The organism is Kribbella sp. NPDC058693, from assembly GCF_042715335.1.
Taxonomy (GTDB): domain Bacteria; phylum Actinomycetota; class Actinomycetes; order Propionibacteriales; family Kribbellaceae; genus Kribbella; species Kribbella jiaozuonensis.
Window position 1 is genome coordinate 980,268 of sequence record NZ_JBHXSQ010000004.1, and the last position, 21,230, is coordinate 1,001,497.

Here is a 21,230-nt window from a genome sequence, read left to right on the forward strand (position 1 = left end):
ATGTCGGTGATCACTGTCGAGCGGATCAAGCTCTTCTCCACCCGCTCGCCGTGGTGGTGCATGATCGTCGCAGCCGTGCTGACCGTCGGGTTCGCGGCACTGACGACCGGCTTCCTCAAGGGCGCCGACGAGCAGCAGGCGACGATCTTCATCACCCAGCCGGGCGCACAGCTCAGCCAGATGGTGATGATGGTGATGGCCGCGCTGGCCGTCACCACCGAGTACCGGTTCGGCACCATCCGGACCAGCTTCCAGGCCGTTCCGCAGCGCGCCGCGCTGCTGCTGGGCAAGACCGCGGTGGTCGCGTTCCTGTCCGGTGTCATCGGCCTGATCGCGTCCTTCGGCGCGTGGGGCGTCGGCAGCCTGTTCGCCAGCAACGCGGACCTGTCGATCAACACCGGGGCCGAGTGGCGGCTGCTGGCCGGTCAGGGCCTGGTCTTCGCGATCTCCGCGGTGATCGCGGTGGCGGTCGGCATCCTGATCCGGCAGAGCGCCGGTGCGATCGCGATCCTGATCCTCTGGCCGCTGCTGGTCGAGAACCTGGTCAACCTGATCCCCAAGGTCGGCGACGACCTGGCCAGGTGGGCGCCGTTCGCGAACGGCAGCTCGTTCCTGAACCAGGGCCAGGACTTCGGTCTGGCCGGCGCGGGCGCCGGGGGCAGCGACTTCGCTCTCGGTCCCTGGTGGGCACTGCTGTACTTCGCCGGCTGGGCGGCCGCGCTGATGGCGATCGCCCTCTTCTCGGCGAGCAAGCGCGACGCATAGAAGCCACCCCGGTCGAGGTTGAGGGGCCCTGGCCGGGGCAGGGAGCCCGGTCGGGCTGAGGGGTCCTGGCCGCGACGGCCCGTGGTACATCCGGGAGACCGGATGGACCACGGGCCGTTTCTCCTGTTGATCAAGGGTTGGCGGGGTGGCCCGGCGAGCGTCTACGGTGCCGCGCATGACCGATTGGGCGCAGGTGCGCGAGGCGGGCTACGCGGTCCCTGAGGGCCGCTCCACGGGCGAGTTGGTGGCCGAGTTGATGGGCATGCTGCGATCGCCGGATCCCGTCGTACGGGATCGCCAGGCGTACGCCGTACTCGCGACCTGGATCGGGCGCGGGGTGCTGACGGCCGAGGAGCTGCAGGCGCTCGGCGACGAGATGATTCCGCGGTTCGGCGACCCGGAGATCCAGGCGCGGACGTTCGCGCCGCTGATCCTCGACTGCATCGTGTCCGCCGGGGTCTACGAGCCGCACTGGGTGCCGCCGTTCGAGCGCTGGTACGTCGCCGAGGAGGACCTGCGTGGGTACGACGAGAAGCTCGGCTGGCTGCACGCGATCGCGCACGGGGCCGATCTGCTCGGGACGCTCGGGCAGCACGCGGCGGTCGAGCCGATCCAGATGCTGCGGCTCGGGATCGGGCGGTTGCTGACACCCACGTCGTACGTGCTGCGCGATATGGAGGACGACCGGCTCGGGTACGCGCTGGCGGCGACGCTGACGCGCGACGACCTGACCGAGTCCGACGCGGTCGAATGGCTCGATCCGGTGATCCGGGCGTTGTCGAACCCGCCTGCCGAAGGGATCACCCCCGAGGTGACGAACACTATCCGGACGTTGCGGGTTGTATACGTGCTGGCCGATCACAGCCTGCGGGTCGGGGATGAGAAAAAGCTCACGCCGATCCCGCACCGCGAACAGGTCAAGACAAGGCTGGCGGACGTGTTCCGGATCGTCACGCCGTACTATCTCTGAGCGTTCTCAGGTGATGCAGGGCTGTCGGCAACTACCTGACGGAGTACGACGCATCCGACTTTCGTCTTGTTTTTCCCTGAATCCTCCCCGAGCAACGGCATGTCGAGGTCCAGGGCGGAGTACAGGTGAAGTCAGGTGGCAGTGGAGGCTCGTCCGTGACAAGGTCTCTGCTGGCAGGCCATGGCCCCCTCCCATGGTGGTGCCAACGCCACTACCCAAGTAGTGCCAACACCATCAGATCTGGTCCCCGGCAAGGTTAGCTTTGAGCTACAAGGCCGTCGGGGGCAGCGGGTTCTAGAGAGGGCGCGTGGAAGTCATGGTTGCGACATACCTGAAGAGATGGGTCGGCAACCGCATTCTCAGTAGGACCACCCGCAAGGGTGGTCTCGACCTGTCGAAGATGCGGATGTTCCCCAGCTCGGTCTCGATGCCGCTGCGCCGGCAGGGTCTTGACCCGGTGCCGGAGCTCGCGGAGGTGCGGGAGACCGAGCCGGTGCACAAACTGGCCCACCTGTTCGGGCTGAACGTATGGGTGGTCAGCGGGCATGCCGAGGCGAAGGCCGTGCTCGCCGACACGACGAACTTCAGCAACGACATCCGGCCGCTGGTCGGCTCGGACCCGAACAAGCCGTCGGAAGGTATCGGCGGGCTCGGGTTCACCGATCCGCCGGACCACACGCGGCTGCGGAAGCTGCTCACCCCCGAGTTCACCAAGCGCAAGCTGGCCCGGCTGGAGCCGGCGATCGAGAAGATCGTCAACGACCAGCTGGACCAGATGGAGGCCAAGGGGCCGGTCGTCGACATCGTCGCCGACTTCGCGTTCAACGTGCCGTTCCTGCTGATCGCCGATCTGCTCGGGGTCGAGGAGCAGGACCGCGATCGTTTCCGTGCGCTCGGGCCGGCGCGGTTCGATCTTTCCGGTGGCGGGATCGGGGTGTTCGGATCGGCTTCGGAGTCGCGGGACTTCCTGTTCGAGATCGTCCGCAAGCAGCGGACGAACCCGGGCGACGGGCTGATCGGGTCGATCATTCGCGAGCAGGGTGACGATCTCGACGACGTCGAGCTCGGCGGTCTCGCGGACGGGGTGTTCCTGGGCGGGTACGAGACGTCCGCGAGCATGCTCGCGCTCGGGACGCTGGTGCTGCTGCGCGACCCGAAGAACTTCGAGATGATCCGGAACGAGCCTGGTGCGGTCGACGGGATCGTGGAGGAGTTGCTGCGGTATCTGACGGTTGTCCAGGTCGCGTTCCCGCGGTTCGCACGGCACGACCAGGAGCTGTTCGGCCAGCAGGTGAAGAAGGGCGACCTGGTCGCGGTGTCGCTGTCCGGCGCGGACCGCGACAAGCAGATCTTCGGCGCTGATGCCGAGGATTTCTACCCCCGTCGTACGGTGTCCTCCGCCCACCTCGCGTTTGGTCATGGCATGCACCGGTGTGTCGGCGCCGAGCTGGCGCGGATGGAGTTGCGGGCCGCGTTCACCGCGCTGGCCCACCGCTTCCCGGACCTGTCCCTCGCCGTACCCGAAGAACAACTCCGCTTCCGCGACTTCTCCATCGTCTACGGCGTCGAATCCCTCCCCGTCCAACTCCACGCAGCCTCCACCAACCAAGCCGCCGTCTAACAACCCTCCGCGACAGCCAAAGGACACCGCTTCGCGGCGGCTGTCTTTTGGCCGCTCCGCGGCGTGCGTGATCGCACCCCGAGCTGTCGGGTCCGGGTGAGGGGGCTGCGTCTGTGCGCTCAGCGAGCCACGAGGCCACCGGCAGGACGACCCTCGGCGCCTCCGGAGATGCCGGCGTCGGTCAGCGGAACGACCTGGTGTTAAGCCTGTTAGTACAGGCTGAAGCGTTGGGCGAAGGTGGTTAGGGCGGCGGGGGTTTGGGGGTTGATGACCAGGCGGGTGACGCCTTGGCGTTCGTACGAGGCGAGGGCCGCGGGGGTCAGGTCGGTTGAGGCCCAGCGGGTGTACTCGAGGTCGTCGCGGCCGGAGGTTTCGCGGGCCAGTTGCCATTGGGCTGCGCGCTCGGCCGGGGGCAGTGCACCGCCTGGGAAGTAGCCGTCGCCGTGGCGGCCGGCTCGGCGGGCGGCGGCTGGGCTGGATCCGCCGATGTGGATCGGTAGCGGGGCCAGTGGATGCGGGAAGCTGCACAGATCCTCGAACTCGAAGAACTCGCCCGAGTAGCTCACCCCGTCCGCCCCGCCGGTCCACAGCAGGCGCAGTACGTCGATGGCCTCGTCCGTACGGCGACCGCGGGTCGCGAAGTCGACGCCGACGGCGCGTGCCTCACCGGGCAGGCTGCCCAGCCCGACGGTCAGCAGGCGCATCCGGCCCTTCGACAGCACGTCGATCGTGGCGAGACGCTTCGCCAGCGTGACCGGATGGTGGTACGGCAGCAGCAGTACCGCGGTACCCAGCAGGAGACGCTCCGTCGACGCGGCGACGTACATCAGCAGGTCGAGCGGATCGGCGTACTCGAGCGTCGTCGGCAGCTCGAAGCCGCCCAAGGACGCACCGCGGTAGAGCGCGACGTGCTCGGGGACGTACAGCCCCTCGAACCCGCAGGCCTCCGCGTGCCGGGCGAACTCCACCAGCCGCTCCGGATCCATCCCCTGTCCTGGCGTGCTGTAAGTAACGGCGAATTTCACCCGCCGACCTTAGAACCCGGCCCCCAGGGTCAAGGCAAATCGCGCGGTATTTCCGGCACTGGTGGTTCTCGTGAGTAGTTTGTTTGTGGCACTAGGTGGTCGTTGGCCGGATCGGGTCGTGACAGGATGCGGGGTGGGTGGTCACAATGGGCGGTCCGGCCCGAAGTGCGGGTGACGGAACAGGGAAGGGCCGTCGGCGGGTATGGGGATTGGCGAGATGGCGACGGGCGATGTGCTGACCGCCCGGATCGCCGCCGCGATGACCGCCGCCCAATCGGGTGGGCATGCGAGTGCTGCGGCGGAGATCGAGGCGATCCGGTCCGAGTTGGGTGGGGTGCCGAGCTACCGGCTGGCCGCCGTCGAGTACGTGCGTGGCGTGTCGGCTCATCACGCGAGTGACGCCGACGAGGCGCTGCGGGCCGTCGACGCCTGTATCGAGGTCGCCCGCGCGATCGACGAGCCCGGCTGGGAAGCCAACGCGCTTCCGATCCGCATCATCAACCTCGCCCGCAGCGGTCGCGGCGGCGACACCGTCAACGACCTCGTCGCGGCTGAAGCGGCCTTGAGCCGGACCAGGGATCCGGGACTGACTGCCTGGGCGCACACCGGCCTCGGCTACGCGTACGACGTACTACGACTGTTCGAGCTCTGCATCCCGCATTACGAGCTCGCCACCGGGCTCGACGAGGACGTGTTCGAGCTGGCTGAGTCCGAGGCGATCGACCGCTTGAACCTGGCCGAGACGTACCTCCGCTGGGCGCACGAACTCGAGCGGCTCGGCGATCCTTTGTATACAAGGGAGATCGAGGAGCGGCTGGCGTCAGCGGCGTACTGGGCGCGTGAGGCCGAGCGGGTGATAGTGGACGACGAGAGCCAGGAGTTCTGGCGTCTGAGCGCCCGTCTGTGGCTTGCTGCGGCCGCTACCGCCGAGGATCCGGACCGCGCGGTCGTCGACCTGATCGAGATTCGCGACGAGATCAGTAAGCTCGGTGAGACCGAGCGGCTCGCGATCGCCGGCGCCTACCTGGCCAGAGGTCTGAAGGCGCAGGGAAAGTTCGAGGAGGCCAAGGCTGCGGCGGACCGGGCGGCCGCCGATCTGATTCCGTTGGCCGACCCATCGACGCATGTCCTGGTGCTGCAGACCCGTTCGGAGATCGACGCTCTCGACGGTACGCCGGGAGGCATTGCCGGCTTGGAGTACGCGCGTTCGGTCGCGCGCGCCTGGTGGAAGGAGCGGCAGCGGGCGCTGAACGCCGTACGGCATGCGCTTGCTGTGCACGATCTTCCGGCCCGGCACGACGCGGAGTGGCACGCCGCGCGCCAGGATCCGCTGACCGGCGTGGGGAATCGCCGTGCGCTGGACGAGCGGCTGACCGCGGCCCGCGACTCCGGGCGTGCGGTCACCTTGCTGGCCATCGATGTGGACAACCTGAAGATCGTCAACGACACTTTCGGGCACGCCTGCGGGGACGAATTGCTGCAGGTTGTGGCAAATCTCCTGGTAGAACAGGCGCGAGCGACCGATGCCGTGGTTCGATCGGGTGGCGACGAGTTCTTCGTGGTCCTCGACCAGCCTGATGCCAAGGGCGGTGCGCAGTTGGCCGAGCGGATCCGGATCGCCGTCGCGGCGATCGCGGCGGCGACGGAGAAACCGTGGCTGCGCCGGCTCGGGCTGAGTCTCGGGTACGCCGCAACCGCCGAGGGTCTCGGTGTCGACCAGCTGATCGCGCGGGCGGATCTGCGCCTTTACGAGGACAAGCGCCGCAGTAGGTAATGGGCACCGCAACAGAGTGAGTCAGGGTAGGGGAGGTGTGGTGCGCGAGACGTCGGGGGTGACGGCGCGGATTGCGGCGGCGATGACGCGGGCGCAGTCGGGTAGTCCGGCGGAGGCTGCGCTCGAGATCAACGAGCTGCTGGCCGAGCTGGGCCCGGAGCCGAGTCACGAGCGGGCAGCGGCCGAGTACGTGCGGGCCGTCGCGGCGCATCACGCCACCGACTCGATCGAGGCGCTGGACGCCGTCGACGGCTGTATCCGGGTCGCGCGCGCGATCGACGAGCCGGGCTGGGAGGCGAACGCGATCGCGGTCCGGATCGTCACGCTGATCCGCACCGGTGAGGGCGGGGACTCGGTCGCCGACCTGGTCGCCGCGGAGAACGCGCTGTCCCGGACCCGGGATCTCGGCCTGGCCGCCTGGGCACACACCGGCCTCGGCTACGCGTACGACCTGCTCCGGCTGTACGAACTGTGCATCCCGCACTTCGAGCTCGCCGCGGAGGGCGATCACGATCCGCTCGGCCTGCCCGAGGCGCCGACGATCAACCGGCTGAACCTGGCCGAGTCGAGCCTGCGCTGGGCGCACGAGCTCGAGCGGCTCGGCGATCCGTCGTACGACGAGGAGATCCAGGAGCGTCGCCGGGCCGCGCACCGGTGGGCGGGTGAGGCGGTCGACGCGATCCTTGCGGCCGATCTGCTCGGGTACTGGCCGATGGCCGGGCGGATGTGGCTGGCGGCGAGCAACGACGCCGGCGACGCGGCCGAGGCGGCGGTGATCCTGAAGGACTGCCGGGATCAGCTGGCGAAGCTCGGCGATCTCGAGCTGGCCGCGATCGCGGGCGCGTACCTGGCCAGGGCGTATCTGACGCTCGGCCGGATCGACGATGCGTTGGAGGCCGCGGGCCGGTCGGCGAGCGAACTGCCGCCGACGTCGGACCCGCCGGTCGAGGCGCTGATCCGGCACACCGCCGTACAGATCGTTGCCGAGTCAGGCGACGCTGGTGCGTCGAGCGGGCTCCAGTATGCGCGGGCGATCAGCAGAGGGTGGTGGGCGGAGCGGTTGCGCGGGCTGTACGCCGTACGGAGTGCGCTGGCGAACCATGAGCTCTCGATCCGCCACGACGCCGAGTGGCGGGCCGCGCGGGAGGATCCGCTGACCGGCGTGGGCAATCGGCGCGCGCTGGACGAGCGGATGTCGGTGGCGCGCGACTCCGGTCGATCGGTCGCCGTCATCGCGATCGACGTGGACAACCTGAAGGTCGTCAACGACAGCTACGGGCATGCGTGCGGGGACGAGGTACTGCGGCGCGTCGGGCAGTTGCTGAAGGAGCAGTGCCGCGCGGAGGACGTGGTGGCACGGGCAGGCGGGGACGAGTTCGTCGTCGTACTGGACAACCCGGACGAGCGTGGTGCGGGCGAGTTGGTCGAGCGGATCAAGACCGCGGCGGACCGGGAGGCGGCGCAGGCGTTGGCGCCCTGGTTCGCGATGCTGCGGTTGAGCGTCGGGCAGGCGAGCAGCACCGACGGTACGTCGGTCAGCGACCTGCTGACCGAGGCCGATCGGCGGATGTACGCCGAGAAGCGCCGTCGCCGGCGGGCTGCTCAGTAGTCGAGGAAGCCTTCTACGACAAGGTTTCTGATCTGCGGAAGGTAGTCGGAGAGTACGTCGACCACCGGGCGGTCCATCAGGTCCGCGAGCGCGGCGAGGATCTGGCCGGTGCTCAGGTCGCCGTCACACGCACCGACGAAGCCGGCCAGCACGGTGTCGACCTGCTCGGCGCGGCGCATGCCACGCTGGCGTCGTAGGACGATCGTGGCCGGGTCCTCGGCGCCTGGCTGACCAGTGGTCTCCTGGATGACGTCGTCGGCCACATGCAGGTGTAGTGCGGTCAGGTCGGCGGGCAGGCCTTCCAGACGCTCGAAGCGGTGCAGGACGTGCGGACCGATCGGGCGCTCGATCTCGTACGGCCAGGACTCGGCGGCGAGGCTGCCTTCGACGTTGTGCAGGGTGATCCAGCCCATGCCGATTGCCTCGACGTTCTGGTCGTCCAGGTACCGCATCCACTCGTCGTACCGGCTGGTGTACTGCGGTGAGCCGTGCAGGCCGGCGTCGCGCAGCCAGAGTTCGACGTACTCGGACGGGTCGAGCTGCTCGCGCTGGACGGCCCAGGCGGACCGGTCCGCTGTCCAGGAGGCGATGCGGTCCTGCCAGTCCTCGCCGCGCACACATGTCCAGTTGGCAAGTAGTTGGCACCAGCCGCCGTCGGTCAAGTGGTCAGGTGCTTGCCGGATGAGCTGCTCGACGACGGTGTCACCGGCGTACCCGGTCTCGCGGTACGTCAGGTCGCCGCCGGGCGGAGAGATGACGTACGGCGGGTTGCTGACGATGAGGTCGAACCGCTCACCGCGCACCGGCTCGTACAGGCTGCCGTCGCGGACGTCGAGGTCGATGTGGTTGAGTGCCGCCGTCCACCGGGCCAGCTGCAGCGCACGCGGGTTGACGTCGGTGGCGACGAGCTGGTTGACCCGGTCGGCCAGGTGGAGCGACTGGATGCCGCACCCGGTGCCGATGTCGAGCGCTCGGTCGGCCTTGATCGGGACCGTGAGGTGGATGAGGCTCAGGCTGGCCGGGGCGATGCCGAGGACGTAGTCGGAGCGCATCGGCTCGCGGCGACCGTCTAGCCCCGGGGTGGGGTCGGCAACAACCCACCACTCCCGCTCGTCCTCCGCGAACGGCCGGATGTCGAGCACGGCCCTTGCCTCGCCGCCCGAGGTCTCAATGATGCCTAGGGCAACCAGATCGATTCCCGGAAACACCTTATTTACAAGAGTTCCCGGCACGGGTCGTTGCAGCAGGAACAGCCGGATCATCGTGTCGAGCGCATCTCCGGATCCGGTACGGCGAAACGCCGGCGCCGTCTCGTTCCGCCCCAACGCGCCGTTGGCCTGCTCCCCGAGACGCTCGGCAACCCCGTCCACGGTGTACCCCGCGGACTCGAACGCCGTCCGCAGCCCTTCCACCACACTCTCCTGCATGCGCACATCCTCCCACCTCCCATCGAGGGAGGCGGGAGGATGCCCCGGCTGCTACGGGTTGCAGGTGAGTTTGGCGTCGGCCCAGTCGCCGTGGTCGCTGGTGTTGCCGTCGCCTCCGTCGGTGACTTGGAGGGTCAGGGTTTGGGCTCCGGTCACGTCGACCGTTGTGGTGGCGGTCGGCGATGTTCCGGTCAACTGGTCGGACGTGTACTTCGCGGTGCCGTCGGTGAGGACCTTGAACGTGACCTTGCCCCGGTCCTCCATCTCGTCGTCGATGCCCAGCTTGCTGGTGAATGTGGTGCAGTTGCCGCCCAGGCGAACGCTCACCGACGAAGGAGCGTGCGCGCCCAGGCCCTTGGCGTACGTGACCCCGTCGAGCGTGATCGGGCCGCCGTCGCCGGTGCCGTCCTCGCCGTTGCTGTGGTCGCGTTCGACCGGTCCCCAGCCGTTGGTCGAGTCCAGGAATTCCAGATCACTGACCCAGTTCTCCCCGGTGGGTGCCGGGGGCAACGGTTTGTCGGCGATCGTGGCGGCGAAGAATCCGAGCCCGCCGCCGGGCAGCTTGATCGCCTTCACGGTCTTGCCGGGATCGAGCGGTACGGCGGTGTAGAAGACGCGGTAATCCGTCGTCGTGTTGCCCAGACCGGCTGGTGTGTAACGGCCCTTGACCGAGACAGCGAGCTTGGCGCCGCCGGTGGTCGGGTCCTGGCAACACCAGTTCGGCAACTGGAAGGTGCCTTCGGACGTGGAGCCGTCGGTGTAGATGATGGTGACGGTTCCCCGGGCGTTAAGGCTGGCGCCCGCACCAAGGAGCGCGAGGTGTGAGCCGGTGCCTGATACCAGGATCGGAGCCGACTGGTCCTTCACCACGTTCGGCGTACCGGGTGCTCCGGTCGGCCAGGTGAAGCCGGCGCCCTGGACGTTCACCGTACCGCCTGGCGTGTAGCCGGCTGCCGCCAAAGCCTCGCCGTTGAAGCTGTCGCCGGAGCCGTCGAAGTTGCCCTTGGCGTACGTCGCTGCGTCGGTCACGCCAACCACATTGGCTGCCTGCGACAACGATGCGTACGGCAGCTCAGCTGTTGCCGACGCGGTGTTCGAGTAACTCTTGCCTTGAGCAACATACGACGCCTTCAACGACAGCGTGAAGCTCGCCGGTTTCACGTCTGCGCCCGGAGTGACCTGGAGCTTGGTGGTCACGGTCTTGCCGGGGGCAACTGACGAGAAGGTGTTCGCGCCGGCGACGGACCAGCCGGCTGGCAGTTGAGCGTCGAGGCGCACGTTGCGGACGGTGGTGCGGGTGTCGTTGCGGAAGGTCGCGGTGACCTCGGTGGCCTGGCCGGGTGCGTTCCACAGCGACGGGGTGGTGAGCTCGGGGGTGCCGAAGGTGTTGGTGACGTCGGCGCCGCCTACTGCGGACGTACCAGACAGGCGGACGACGGCGCTCCGTGAGGTTGGGATGGAGGTGGTCTGCACTCGAACCACTCCGTTGGAGTAGGACCAGTTGGCAGCCTTGCCATCGATTGTGACGTGGTGCGGGGCGGTGCCGGTGTGGAGTGTCAGCTCGTACGGGCGAGCGGTGGGCTTGCCGTCGTACGAACCGTTGCTGCGGCCGATGTTCACGGTGATGTCACCGCGGCCGTCCGTCGGTGCGTCGACGGCGAACGTCTGCGTCGCGGACTTCGTCGAGCGGGTGACGCGATCGTCCTCGTAGAGGTTGAACGACGACTTGCCCGATGGGTAGATGTCGACCGTGACGCGGTCGCCGAAGCCTTGTTCGGCGGCGTTGTTGATACCGGACTTCCACATCGGCACGACCGCGCCGGCCTTCACGAAGAGCGGCAGCGTGTCCAGCGCCGCGTGGTAGCCGTTGACCGTCGTCGGGCCTTGGTACACGCGACCGGTCCAGTAGTCGATCCACCGACCTGCAGGAAGGTAGATCCCGTTCTTCACCTCGTCCGCGCCGTACATCGGCGCGACCAGGAACTCCTTGCCGGCCAGGAACTCGTACTTCGTCGTGTCGTCCCACGTCTTCGGGTCGTTCGGATACTCCAGCACCAGCGACCGGTTCAGCGGAGCGCCGGTCCGGTGCGCCTCAGCGGCGTACGTGTAGAAGTACGGCAGCAGGCGCTCGCGGAGCTTGAGGTACTTGCGGTTGATCGAGGTGTACGGATCGCCGTACGCCCAGGGCTGCTTGTACGCCGGGGTCGACCAGCCGGACATGCTCATGAACGCCGGGTTGAACGTCTTCCACTGCAGATCCCGCACGTACGACGTAGCGCTGCCGCCGAAGATGCCGTCGACGTCACCCGCGCTGTACGCGATGCCGGAGTTGCCGGAGCCGGTGATCGCCGGGATCTGCCACTTGATCGCGTCCAGCGAGCCGCTGTGGTCGCCGGTCCACTGCACCGCACACCGCTGCGCGCCGGCCCAACCCTCGACCATCCACGCGAACCCGCGGGCGTTGCTGTACTGCTCGATACCGTCATGCGCCGTGTCGCAGGCACTCAGCGCGTACCGGTAGCCCGGACCGACCCACGCGACGTCCAGCTTCCGCACGCGGACGCCGGCGTCCCCGACCTCGGCCGGCTGACGGTCCAGGTTGGACTGGGTCCACAGCCCCATCTGGATGTTCCGGGCGCGGAGCTCGTCACCGGCCTGCTTGAGTGCCGGGATGTCGCGCTTGCCCCACCACGTCCCGTCGACCTGCTCGGAGTCGGTGGTGGCGGAGTACCCGCAGCCGTAGTCGTCGTTGACGAGCATCCAGCCGCCTGGCATGTCCTCGTCCTTGAACCGCTGCGCGACCTTGACCGCGTCCAGCGTGGTCACCTTGTCCGGGTTGACCTTCCAGTCGTTGCTGGGGTCCGGGTCCGTCGCGTAGTGACCGCGGTTGTAGCAGTCCGAGTCGCCGTACTCGAGTCCGTAGATCGGCGGCATGAACGGCCGGCCGGTGAGCTCGGTGTAGCGGTCCAGCGAGGTCTTCAGGTCACCGACGAAGTAGTACGCGTCGAACCGCTTCTCGTCGTGACTGGTTACGACCGGACTGGTGAAGCTGTAACTACCCGGGGCGAACGTGTTCCGCAGTACGCCGTAGCCCGCGGTGCTCATGTAGTACGGCGACGCGTTCGGGTTGCCGCCGTCCTCCCAGTTGAAGTCCTTGGTGATCTTGATCGTCTGGTCGCGGTGCGAGAAGCGGCCGTTCTGCATGCCGCCGCCGAAGAACTGCTCGTTCGCGCCACGGCCCAGGGTCTGCGTGGTGGAGGTGTCGGTCCAGGACAGCGGTGCGGTCTCGGACCAGACCAGCTGACCGTTCGACCGGTACAGCGAGAACTTCAGCGGGCTCTTCTGCGCACGGACCTCGATCTTGCCGGTCGTGAGCGAGTAGTAGGTGCCGCGGTCACGCCAGGAGGTCCGAGGCGTGCCGTAGTCCGTCTTGGTGACGATGTTGGACGCGGGAGCGCCCGGATCGGTGGGCGGGGTGTTCGCGGGATCGGTGAAGTTCCCGTCCGGCGCCATCCACAGCCGGAAGACGTCGTCCTTCAGGAACACCACCCGCACCTTCGCCGCGCCGGCGCTGAGGGTGTACGTCGCTTTGTCGGCCGCGAAGCCGGTGACGTCACCGAGAGTGGTGGCGGCGGCCTGGGCGGGAGCCGCGGTGTACACGAGTGCGCCTGCTAACAAAGCCAGGGCGACTACTGAACGTTTCATGCGGACAAAGATGCTCACGAGTGCCTCACTTCACGCATCAATGAACAAGATGCGCACATTGAAGCTCACCGGCGACTCGTTGTCATCAGGTCGGCCGTGATCAAGTTGGGACGGTGTCGCCATCACGGGGTGAAACAAGGCGATGACGATGAGCGCATGAGCAACCGGCGTCCCAGCAGCCCCAGCAGTCACGTCTTCACCAGGCGTCACGTCCTGGGCGCCGGTCTGTCGGCTGCCCTCGCCGCGGGTGCCGCGGCCGCGTGGCCGGGCTTGGCGCAAGCCGCCGCGATCGACCCGGACGCACCCGGCGGCCCCGCGCCGGACCCGATCCGGACGCAGGGCGACCCGGACTTCCACCCGGTGAAGTTCCGGCTGCCGGCGCCGACCGGGCGGAAGGCGCTCGGGACGACCGCCGTCCACCTGATCGACCGGTCGCGGCCGGATCCGACCATGCCCAGCGGGCAGCGGGAGCTGATGATCAGCCTCTGGTACCCGGCCGGGATGTTCGGTTCGGCGCCGTTCGCGAAGTACATGCCGCCGCGGACCGCGGTCGAGGTCGACGACGCGTGGACGGGCGAGTACGGGCTGGCGCTGCCGAGCGGGTCGTTCGACTTCGCCGGCACCGTGACGCACGCACGGATCGACGTACCGGCCCAGCCGATGCGGCATCCCGTCGTACTGTTCTCACCCGGTTTCCAGTACAGCCGGTTCGTGAACACCGCGCAGGTCGAGGACCTCGCGAGTCGCGGGTACGTCGTGGTGACGATCGACCACTCGCACGAGACGCCGGTGGAGTTCCCCGGCGGACGGTTCCTGCCGGGTGCGCCGGAGTCGGAACCGCCTGGTCCGGACCAGATCCGGGCAGCGGTCGAGACCCGGACCGCGGACGCGCGGTTCGTGCTGGATCAGCTCGAGCGGATGGCCGGCGGCCGGAAGGTCGATGCCGACGGCAAGGATCTGCCGAAGGACCTCGCGGACGGGCTGGACCTGCGCAAGGTCGGCATGTTCGGCATCGGGCTCGGCGGCTACGCGACCGCGAACACGATGCTCGAGGACGAGCGGATCGCCGCCGGGATCGATCTCGACGGCACGCTCCAGGACGACCGGAAGAACGGACCGCTCGGAGACGTTGCGAAGAGTGGTCTGGACCGACCGTTCCTGTTGTTCGGATCGGGCGAGACCCAGCGGACCGATCCGGCCGAGGACAGCTACGACGGATCCTGGGCGAGCTTCTGGAAGGCGCAGCACGGCGGGAAGCTCAACCTCGCGCTGGCGAACACCAAGCAGAAGGCGTTCACCGACTACCAGTTCATCTTCTCCCAGCTCTTCCATGACATCTACGGCGAGGACCCGATCATCACGTCGGTGATGAAGGCGCTCGTCGGCAGCGCGAAACCTGCGCGGAGTGTGCTGGCACAGCGCGAGTACATCGCGGCATTCTTCGACCAGACGCTGCGTCGCCGGCCGGCACTTCTGCTCCGCGGTGACTCCCCGAAGTTCCCTGAGATCCGCTTCGCCCGCTGAGACGGCGTACTCTCGTAGGCGACCTCGGGGCATCCTGTGGCGGTGCCGCGACGCGCGGTGACGATGGGTTGTTCGCCACTTTCTGACAGCCTGGGGAGCATGAAGGGGGCGGCTGCGGTTACGGTGCGTTGAGAAATGCGTTGCCGTCGGCCGTACTCTGTCCTCGGGTGGGGTCGGTCTGTGCCCGGGGGAACAGACACCGAGACAGGGGCGTTGGGTCGCAGGACGAGAGTAGGGAGCGCAGTGGCAGGGGCAGCAGCAGGGACGAAGACAACGGCAGGGACCCGTTTGGTGATCGTCGAGTCGCCGAAGAAGGCGCGGATGATCGCCGGCTTCCTGGGGTCCGGGTACGTGGTGGAGTCCAGCTTCGGCCACATCCGCGACCTGCCGAGCGGGGCGGACGAGATCCCGGCGAAGTACAAGGGCCTGCCCTGGGCACGCCTCGGTGTCAACGTCGAGGACCACTTCGACCCGCTGTACGTCGTACCGGCCGACAAGCGGGCGCAGATCCGCAAGCTGAAGGACCTGCTCAAGGGTGCCGACGAGCTCTTCCTGGCGACAGATGAGGACCGCGAGGGCGAGGCGATCGCCTGGCACCTGCTCGAGGAGCTGAAGCCGAAGGTCCCGGTCAAGCGGATGGTCTTCCACGAGATCACGCCGAAGGCGATCCAGGACGCGGTCGGCAACGCCCGCGACATCGACGAGGCCCTGGTCGACGCCCAGGAGGCGCGCCGGATCCTCGACCGGTTGTACGGGTACGAGGTCTCCCCGGTGCTGTGGAAGAAGGTCATGCCGAAGCTGTCGGCGGGCCGGGTCCAGTCGGTCGCGATCCGGATGGTGGTCGACCGTGAGCGCGAGCGGATCGCGTTCCGCAGCGCGTCGTACTGGGATCTCGACGCGACCCTCGACGCCGGTGAGAGCCGGACGCCGCGGCAGTTCCCTTCCCGCCTGGTCTCGGTGGACAGCAAGCGGGTGGCGCAGGGCCGCGACTTCAGCTCGACCGGTGAGCTCAAGGGCGCCAACACCGTCCATCTGAACGAGGAGACCGCGACCGCGCTGGCCGGTGCGCTGCGCGACTCGCAGTTCGCCGTCCGGTCGATCGAGTCCAAGCCGTACACCCGCAAGCCGTACGCGCCGTTCCGGACGACCACGCTGCAGCAGGAGGCCGGTCGCAAGCTCGGCATGTCCGCGTCGCAGACGATGCAGGTCGCCCAGCGGCTCTACGAGAACGGCAACATCACCTATATGCGTACCGACAGCGTCACGCTGTCGGAGACCGCGATCACCGCGGCCCGGGCCCAGGTCCGCGAGCTGTACGGCGCGTCGTACCTGCCGGACAAGCCGCGCGTCTACACCTCCAAGGTGAAGAACGCCCAGGAGGCACACGAGGCGATCCGGCCGGCCGGTGAGCACTTCCAGACGCCGGCGCAGACCGGGCTGAGCGGTGCGGAGTTCCGGCTCTACGAGCTGATCTGGATGCGGACGATCGCGTCCCAGATGAAGGACGCCGTCGGGAACAGCGTCTCGATCCGGATCGACGCGACCGCGTCCACCGGTGAGAAGTGCGAGTTCACCTCGTCCGGCCGGGTGATCACGTTCCACGGATTCCTCAAGGCGTACGTCGAGGGCCAGGACGACCCGTCCGCGGGGACGGACGACCAGGAGACCCGGCTGCCGAACGTCGAGGAGGGCGACGTCCTGCCCGCGATCGAGGTGCTCGCCTCGGGGCACGACACCAAGCCGCCGGCGCGCTACACCGAAGCGACACTGGTCGGCGGGCTGGAGGAGCGCGAGATCGGGCGGCCATCGACGTACGCCTCGATCATCGGCACGATCCAGGCCCGCGGATACATCTACAAGAAGGGTCAGGCGCTGGTTCCGGCCTGGCTGGCGTTCGCGGTGGTCCGGCTGCTCGAGGAGCACTTCACCCGGCTGGTGGACTACGCGTTCACCGCGACGATGGAGGACGTGCTCGACGAGGTCGCGTCCGGCGACCTGCAGCGCGAGGGTGTGCTGGAGCGGTTCTACTTCGGTGACACCGACCTCGAGGGTCTGCACTCGATGGTGAACGACCTGGGCGACATCGACGCCCGGGAGATGTCGACCTTCCCGGTCGGCGGGGACGACAGCGGCATCGTCGTCCGCGTCGGGCGGTACGGGCCGTACGTCGAGGACAAGGACGAGCGGCGCGCGAACGTGCCGGAGGATCTGCCGCCGGACGAGTTGACCGTCGATAAGGCGCAGGAGCTGCTGGCGCAGCCATCGGGTGTCGAGCTCGACCTCGGTACTGCGCCGGACACCGGGCTCCGCGTCGTCGCGAAGGCGGGCCGGTTCGGGCCGTACGTGACCGAAGTACTGCCGGAGGACGCGCCGAAGGGCGCCAAGCCGCGGACCGGGTCGCTGCTGAAGTCGATGACGCTCGAGAACGTCGGGCTCGACGACGCGATGAAGCTGCTGTCGCTGCCGCGGGTGGTCGGCAAGGACCCGGAGTCGGGCGACGAGATCACGGCGCAGAACGGGCGCTACGGGCCGTACCTGAAGAAGGGCACGGACTCGCGGTCGCTGGCGACCGAGGAGCAGATGTTCGACATCACGCTTGACGAGGCGCTGAAGATCTACTCCGAGCCGAAGCAGCGCGGGCGGCGGGCTGCTGCGCCGCCGCTGAAGGAGCTCGGCGAGGACCCGGAGTCCGGCAAGCCGGTGGTGGTGAAGGAGGGTCGCTTCGGCCCGTACGTCACCGACGGGGAGACGAACGCGACGCTCCGCAAGGACGACGCGGTCGAGACGATCTCGCTGCTGCGCGCGGCCGAGTTGCTGGCCGACAAGCGTGCGCGCGGCCCGGTGAAGAAGACCGCGAAGAAGTCCACGGCCAAGAAGACGACCGCGAAGAAGACGACGACCAAGAAGGCCGCCGCCAAGAAAACCACGGCGAAGAAGACGGCCACGAAGAAGACCGCAGCCAAGAAGAGCTGACGGGCTTCTGACGGGCCTCAGCCGCCGAAGCTGCTGAGGCCGTGGATGATGAAGTAGAGCACGAACGCGAAGAACGCGGCGAAGATGATCGCGACCGGCACGGCCACCCACACTGGTGGCCGCCGGGCGCGAACCGCGGCACCGGTGGCCTGGCTGACGATCTCCTTGGCGACGATGCGTCCGCTGCGCCATTTCCCGGTGACGGTCACCTCCTCGCCGTCGACGACCTGGCCCTCCAGAGCCGTCGCACGCAGCTCGACGAGAACGGGCTGCTGCGGATTCCCGACGGAGTCTTGCTGGGTGAGCCGGAAAGTCAGCACTTGGATGGAGCCGTTCTCGGAGCGGCCCTCGGAGCGGTACTGCACGTTCTGCGCGACGCCGCGCAGTTCGGCGGCGCCCCGGCGGGCGACGGCATTCGACCGGTCACTCATCGCAGTTCCCCAGGTGTGAGACGTAGTACTGGGAAAGTACATTGGTTTGCGTTGGGAACCCCGGATTTCAAGGAGCGCGGATGACGAGTCCAGTCGAGGTCAGCGCGCAGCGGTTGCGGGAGCGGGGCGAGCGCGTGACGCCGGCCCGGCTCGCGGTCGTCGAGGTGCTGGCCGGGACCGAGGAGCACCTGAGCGCGGAGCAGATCGGCGAGCGGGCCGAGCAGCTACGCCCGGGGATCCACCGCGCGACCGTGTACCGGGCGCTCGACGCGCTCGGGGAGTTCGGGCTCGTCACGCACGTCCACCTCGGGCGCGCGGGGACGACGTACCACCTGGCCGGCGACCTGGCCCCGCGCCACCTGCACCTGCGCTGCTCGGAGTGCGGCACGGTGTACGACGCTCCCGGCGACGTCCTCGAATCGGCCCGCAAGAAGCTGTCCCGCGAGCTCGGCTTCCATCTCGCGCCCGAGCAGGTGGCCCTCGTCGGGGTGTGCAAGAACTGCCAGGGCTGAGAGCCTCTGTCCATATCTGTTCATCGGTGTGGATTCGTGAACAGAGTTGGCTTAGGGTCGACTCCTGTGACGGACTATGTCGAGGACTTTGCGTCGGGTTTGAACGTGCTGGCGCCGCGGGCGTGGCTGGATGACGACTCCGGGCGGTTGCCGCTCAGCGGGGACTGGAGCTTCCGCCTGTCGCCGACGGTGGCGGATGCGCCGGACGATCTGAAGGACCCGGACACGTCCGGCTGGGACACGATCGCGGTCCCCGGCCACTGGCAGTTGAGCGGGTACGGCGCGCCGGCGTACACGAACGTGGTCTACCCGTTCCCGCTCGAGCCGCCGTACGTGCCGACCGACAACCCGACCGGCGACTACGTCCGGACCGTGACGGTGCCGGCCGACTGGGACGGCGCGCGGATCGTGCTGCGGTTCGAGGGCGTGGACTCGCGGTTCGCGGTGTACGTGAACGGCTCGGCGGTCGGCTGGTCGTCGGGGTCGCGGCTGCCGTCGGAGTTCGACATCACCGAGTTGGTTGCTCCGGGCAAGGACGTGCAGATCGCGGTCCGGGTGCACCAGTGGTCGGTCGGCAGCTATGTCGAGGACCAGGACATGTGGTGGCTGTCCGGGATCTTCCGCGAGGTCAACCTGCTGGCGCTTCGTCCGGACGCGCCGACCGACGTCTTCGTCAAGGCTGCCTGGGACCACATCGACGGCGCCGGCACGCTGCTGGTCGAGTCGGATGTGCCGGGCATCGTGAGTGTGCCTGAGTTGCAGTTGGAGCTGCCGACCGGTGAGCACACCCGGATCGAGGGCGTGCAGCCGTGGAGCGCCGAGGTGCCGCGGTTGTATGACGCCGTACTGCGGACGGCGGGCGGCGACGTGCGGCTGCGGATCGGGTTCCGGACCGTTGCGATCGTCGACGGGATCTTCACGGTCAACGGCAATCGCGTGCTGTTCAACGGCGTCAACCGGCACGAGTTCCACCCGGACCGGGGTCGCACGCTGACCGAGCAGGACATGCTGGACGACGTCCTGATCATGAAGCGCGCCGGGATCAACGCGGTTCGCACCAGCCACTACCCGCCGCACCCGCACTTCCTGTCGCTGTGCGACGAGTACGGGCTCTATGTGATCGACGAGTGCGATCTTGAGTCGCACGGGTTCGGGTACGAGCCGCAGCCGCCGAAGCTGCCGAACCCGGTGATGGATCCGCGGTTCCGGGACGATCTGGTCGACCGGATGCGGCGTACGGTCCATCGCGACAAGAACCACCCCTCGATCGTGATCTGGTCGCTCGGCAACGAGTGCGGGATGGGCTCGAACCTGAAGGACATGTACGACGCGGTGAAGGAGCTCGACCCGTCGCGGCCGGTCCACTACGAGCGCGACACCGAGGCGGAGTTCGTCGACATCTACTCGCGGATGTACACCTCACCGGAGGGGTGTGCGGAGATCGGGGCGGACACCTCGCTGTATCGGAACTTGCCTTTCATTCTTTGTGAGTACGGGCATGCGATGGGGAACGGGCCGGGTGGGTTGCTCGACTACCGCGAGGTGTTCGAGAAGTACCCGCGCTGCCAGGGCGGCTTCATCTGGGAGTTCATCGACCACGGTCTGCGGACGACGATCGACGGACGCGAGGTCTACGCGTACGGCGGGGACTTCGGCGAGACGATCCACGACGGGAACTTCGTCTGCGACGGGCTGCTGTTCCCGGACCGTACGCCGTCGCCGGGTATGCACGAGTACATCAAGGTGATCGAGCCGCTGCGGATCGTTGCTGATGGCAACCGGGTGGCGATCACGAACCGGTACGAGGTACTGGACACGAGCCACCTCCAGTTCACCCTGAAGGTCGAGGAGGAGGGTGAGCTGGTCGCCGGCGGCGGGCTGCCGGTGCCGGTGATCGCGCCGGGCGAGACGGTGTCGGTCGAGCTGCCGCCGGGCGTCGAGAAGCAGCGTGAGCGCTCGGAGAGCTGGCTGACGGTGACGGCCGAGCTGAAGGAAGCAACCTCCTGGGCGGACGCGGGGCACCGCATCGCCTGGGGCCAGATCCGGCTGGACGAGCCGGCCCTCCGGCCAGCTCCCCCGGAGGACGGCGCTTCCGCGCAAGCAGTTGGCGTGCCGGTTGCCGACGGGGTTGCTGGGGTCGGGGGGATCGCCGTGGGTGGTCTCCGCGATGTTCGGCTGGATGTTTGGCGGGCGCCGATCGACAACGACGCGATTCCTGGGGTTGCTGCTGCCTGGCGGGAGCAGGGGTTGCACCGGGTGCAGCACCGGGTTGTTTCGCAGGGCGAGCGTGACGGTGCTTGGGAGGTTGTCACCCGGACGGCGCCGCCCGCGCTGCAGTGGGGTTTGCGCAGTACGTGGCGGTGGACGGCTGTCGACAACGGCGTGGTGCTCGAGCTCAGCGTCGTACCGGAAGGTTTGTTCCCGGAGGTGCTGCCGCGGCTCGGCATCACGTTCGAGTTGCCGAAGGTGGAGCGGGTCGAGTGGTTCGGCACCGGCCCCGACGAGGCGTACGTCGACACCCGCGCGGCTGCCGCGGTCGGCAAGTACTCCGCGACAGTCGCCGAGCTGCAAACGCCGTACGTCCGCCCCCAGGAGAACGGCCACCGCATCGACACCCGCTGGGCTCAGCTGGACGGCCTACGCATCGAAGCGCTCAATGAACTCTTCGGCCTGACCGTCCGCGACTGGACCACCCACGACCTCGAAAAGGCCAGCCACACCCCTGACCTGATCCCCGGCGACACCACCCACGTCACCCTCGACATCGCCCAAACCGGCGTAGGCACAGCCGCCTGCGGCCCAGCCCTCCCCGACCGAGACAAGCTGAAAACCGCCCCAGCCACCCTGACCCTCCGCTTCACCACAGCCTGACCTGTCCTCCGCCGCGCCGGCAA

General features: G+C 68.2%; 13 protein-coding genes. 9 read left to right on the forward strand and 4 right to left on the reverse strand.

What is annotated here, in order from left to right; all coding sequences use genetic code 11:
• The 3 genes from ACFWUU_RS31060 to ACFWUU_RS31070 all read left to right on the forward strand — a co-directional run bounded on the left by ACFWUU_RS31060 (position 1) and on the right by ACFWUU_RS31070 (position 3,356).
• A complete protein-coding gene (locus tag ACFWUU_RS31060; RefSeq protein ID WP_137252193.1) occupies positions 1–765 on the forward strand; it encodes an ABC transporter permease in 765 nt (254 codons plus the stop codon).
• Positions 766–940: 175 nt separating this feature from the next.
• A complete protein-coding gene (locus ACFWUU_RS31065) occupies positions 941–1,735 on the forward strand; it encodes a DUF2785 domain-containing protein (protein WP_380180770.1) in 795 nt (264 codons plus the stop codon).
• A 316-nt stretch (positions 1,736–2,051) separates the two neighbouring features.
• The gene (locus ACFWUU_RS31070; RefSeq protein WP_380181786.1) at positions 2,052–3,356 is read left to right on the forward strand and encodes a cytochrome P450; all 1,305 of its coding nucleotides are present in this window, start codon (positions 2,052–2,054) and stop codon (positions 3,354–3,356) included.
• Positions 3,357–3,565: 209 nt separating this feature from the next.
• Here the strand turns inward: ACFWUU_RS31070 and ACFWUU_RS31075 are convergent, their stop codons facing one another.
• A complete protein-coding gene (locus ACFWUU_RS31075; protein ID WP_380180772.1) occupies positions 3,566–4,381 on the reverse strand; it encodes a TIGR03619 family F420-dependent LLM class oxidoreductase in 816 nt (271 codons plus the stop codon).
• A 217-nt stretch (positions 4,382–4,598) separates the two neighbouring features.
• Between ACFWUU_RS31075 and ACFWUU_RS31080 the strand changes: the two genes are divergently transcribed.
• Complete coding sequence (locus ACFWUU_RS31080; RefSeq protein WP_380180775.1) at positions 4,599–6,155, forward strand: diguanylate cyclase domain-containing protein; 1,557 nt, start codon at positions 4,599–4,601, stop codon at positions 6,153–6,155.
• Positions 6,156–6,195: 40 nt separating this feature from the next.
• On the forward strand, positions 6,196–7,764 hold the full coding sequence (locus ACFWUU_RS31085; RefSeq protein ID WP_380180777.1) for a diguanylate cyclase: 1,569 nt from the start codon (positions 6,196–6,198) through the stop codon (positions 7,762–7,764).
• Here the strand turns inward: ACFWUU_RS31085 and ACFWUU_RS31090 are convergent.
• A complete protein-coding gene (locus ACFWUU_RS31090) occupies positions 7,758–9,191 on the reverse strand; it encodes a methyltransferase (protein ID WP_380180779.1) in 1,434 nt (477 codons plus the stop codon). The genes ACFWUU_RS31085 and ACFWUU_RS31090 overlap by 7 nt on opposite strands.
• Before the next feature lie 51 nt (positions 9,192–9,242).
• Positions 9,243–12,896 carry an NPCBM/NEW2 domain-containing protein gene (locus ACFWUU_RS31095; RefSeq protein WP_380180781.1) on the reverse strand — a complete coding sequence of 1,218 codons (3,654 nt, stop codon included), beginning with the start codon at positions 12,894–12,896 and terminating at the stop codon, positions 9,243–9,245.
• A gap of 156 nt (positions 12,897–13,052) precedes the next feature.
• Between ACFWUU_RS31095 and ACFWUU_RS31100 the strand changes: the two genes are divergently transcribed.
• The gene (locus ACFWUU_RS31100) at positions 13,053–14,420 is read left to right on the forward strand and encodes a hypothetical protein (protein WP_380180783.1); all 1,368 of its coding nucleotides are present in this window, start codon (positions 13,053–13,055) and stop codon (positions 14,418–14,420) included.
• 291 nt (positions 14,421–14,711) lie between these two features.
• Positions 14,712–17,393 (forward strand): type I DNA topoisomerase, encoded by a 2,682-nt coding sequence (topA, locus tag ACFWUU_RS31105; protein WP_380180785.1) that lies wholly within the window; start codon positions 14,712–14,714, stop codon positions 17,391–17,393.
• Positions 17,394–17,410: 17 nt separating this feature from the next.
• Here topA and ACFWUU_RS31110 read toward each other — a convergent pair whose 3' ends face one another.
• Positions 17,411–17,824, reverse strand: coding sequence for a hypothetical protein (locus ACFWUU_RS31110; protein ID WP_380180787.1), 414 nt, complete (start codon positions 17,822–17,824; stop codon positions 17,411–17,413).
• A gap of 80 nt (positions 17,825–17,904) precedes the next feature.
• Between ACFWUU_RS31110 and ACFWUU_RS31115 the strand changes: the two genes are divergently transcribed.
• Both ACFWUU_RS31115 and ACFWUU_RS31120 read left to right on the forward strand, forming a co-directional pair.
• Entirely contained in the window at positions 17,905–18,336 is a 432-nt protein-coding gene (locus ACFWUU_RS31115) for a Fur family transcriptional regulator (protein WP_137252202.1), read from the forward strand.
• A gap of 66 nt (positions 18,337–18,402) precedes the next feature.
• On the forward strand, positions 18,403–21,207 hold the full coding sequence (locus ACFWUU_RS31120; RefSeq protein WP_380180789.1) for a glycoside hydrolase family 2 TIM barrel-domain containing protein: 2,805 nt from the start codon (positions 18,403–18,405) through the stop codon (positions 21,205–21,207).
• The last annotated feature ends 23 nt before the right edge of the window (positions 21,208–21,230 follow it).

Bases quoted from the DNA above. Each gene is read 5' to 3' on its own strand.
- ACFWUU_RS31070 (WP_380181786.1), top strand. From the start codon at position 2,052: ATGGTTGCGACATACCTGAAGAGATGGGTCGGCAACCGCATTCTCAGT.
- ACFWUU_RS31090 (WP_380180779.1), bottom strand. From the start codon at position 9,191: ATGCAGGAGAGTGTGGTGGAAGGGCTGCGGACGGCGTTCGAGTCCGCG.
- ACFWUU_RS31065 (WP_380180770.1), top strand. From the start codon at position 941: ATGACCGATTGGGCGCAGGTGCGCGAGGCGGGCTACGCGGTCCCTGAG.
- ACFWUU_RS31100 (WP_380180783.1), top strand. From the start codon at position 13,053: ATGAGCAACCGGCGTCCCAGCAGCCCCAGCAGTCACGTCTTCACCAGG.
- ACFWUU_RS31080 (WP_380180775.1), top strand. From the start codon at position 4,599: ATGGCGACGGGCGATGTGCTGACCGCCCGGATCGCCGCCGCGATGACC.
- ACFWUU_RS31110 (WP_380180787.1), bottom strand. From the start codon at position 17,824: ATGAGTGACCGGTCGAATGCCGTCGCCCGCCGGGGCGCCGCCGAACTG.
- ACFWUU_RS31095 (WP_380180781.1), bottom strand. From the start codon at position 12,896: ATGAAACGTTCAGTAGTCGCCCTGGCTTTGTTAGCAGGCGCACTCGTG.
- ACFWUU_RS31115 (WP_137252202.1), top strand. From the start codon at position 17,905: ATGACGAGTCCAGTCGAGGTCAGCGCGCAGCGGTTGCGGGAGCGGGGC.
- ACFWUU_RS31060 (WP_137252193.1), top strand. From the start codon at position 1: ATGTCGGTGATCACTGTCGAGCGGATCAAGCTCTTCTCCACCCGCTCG.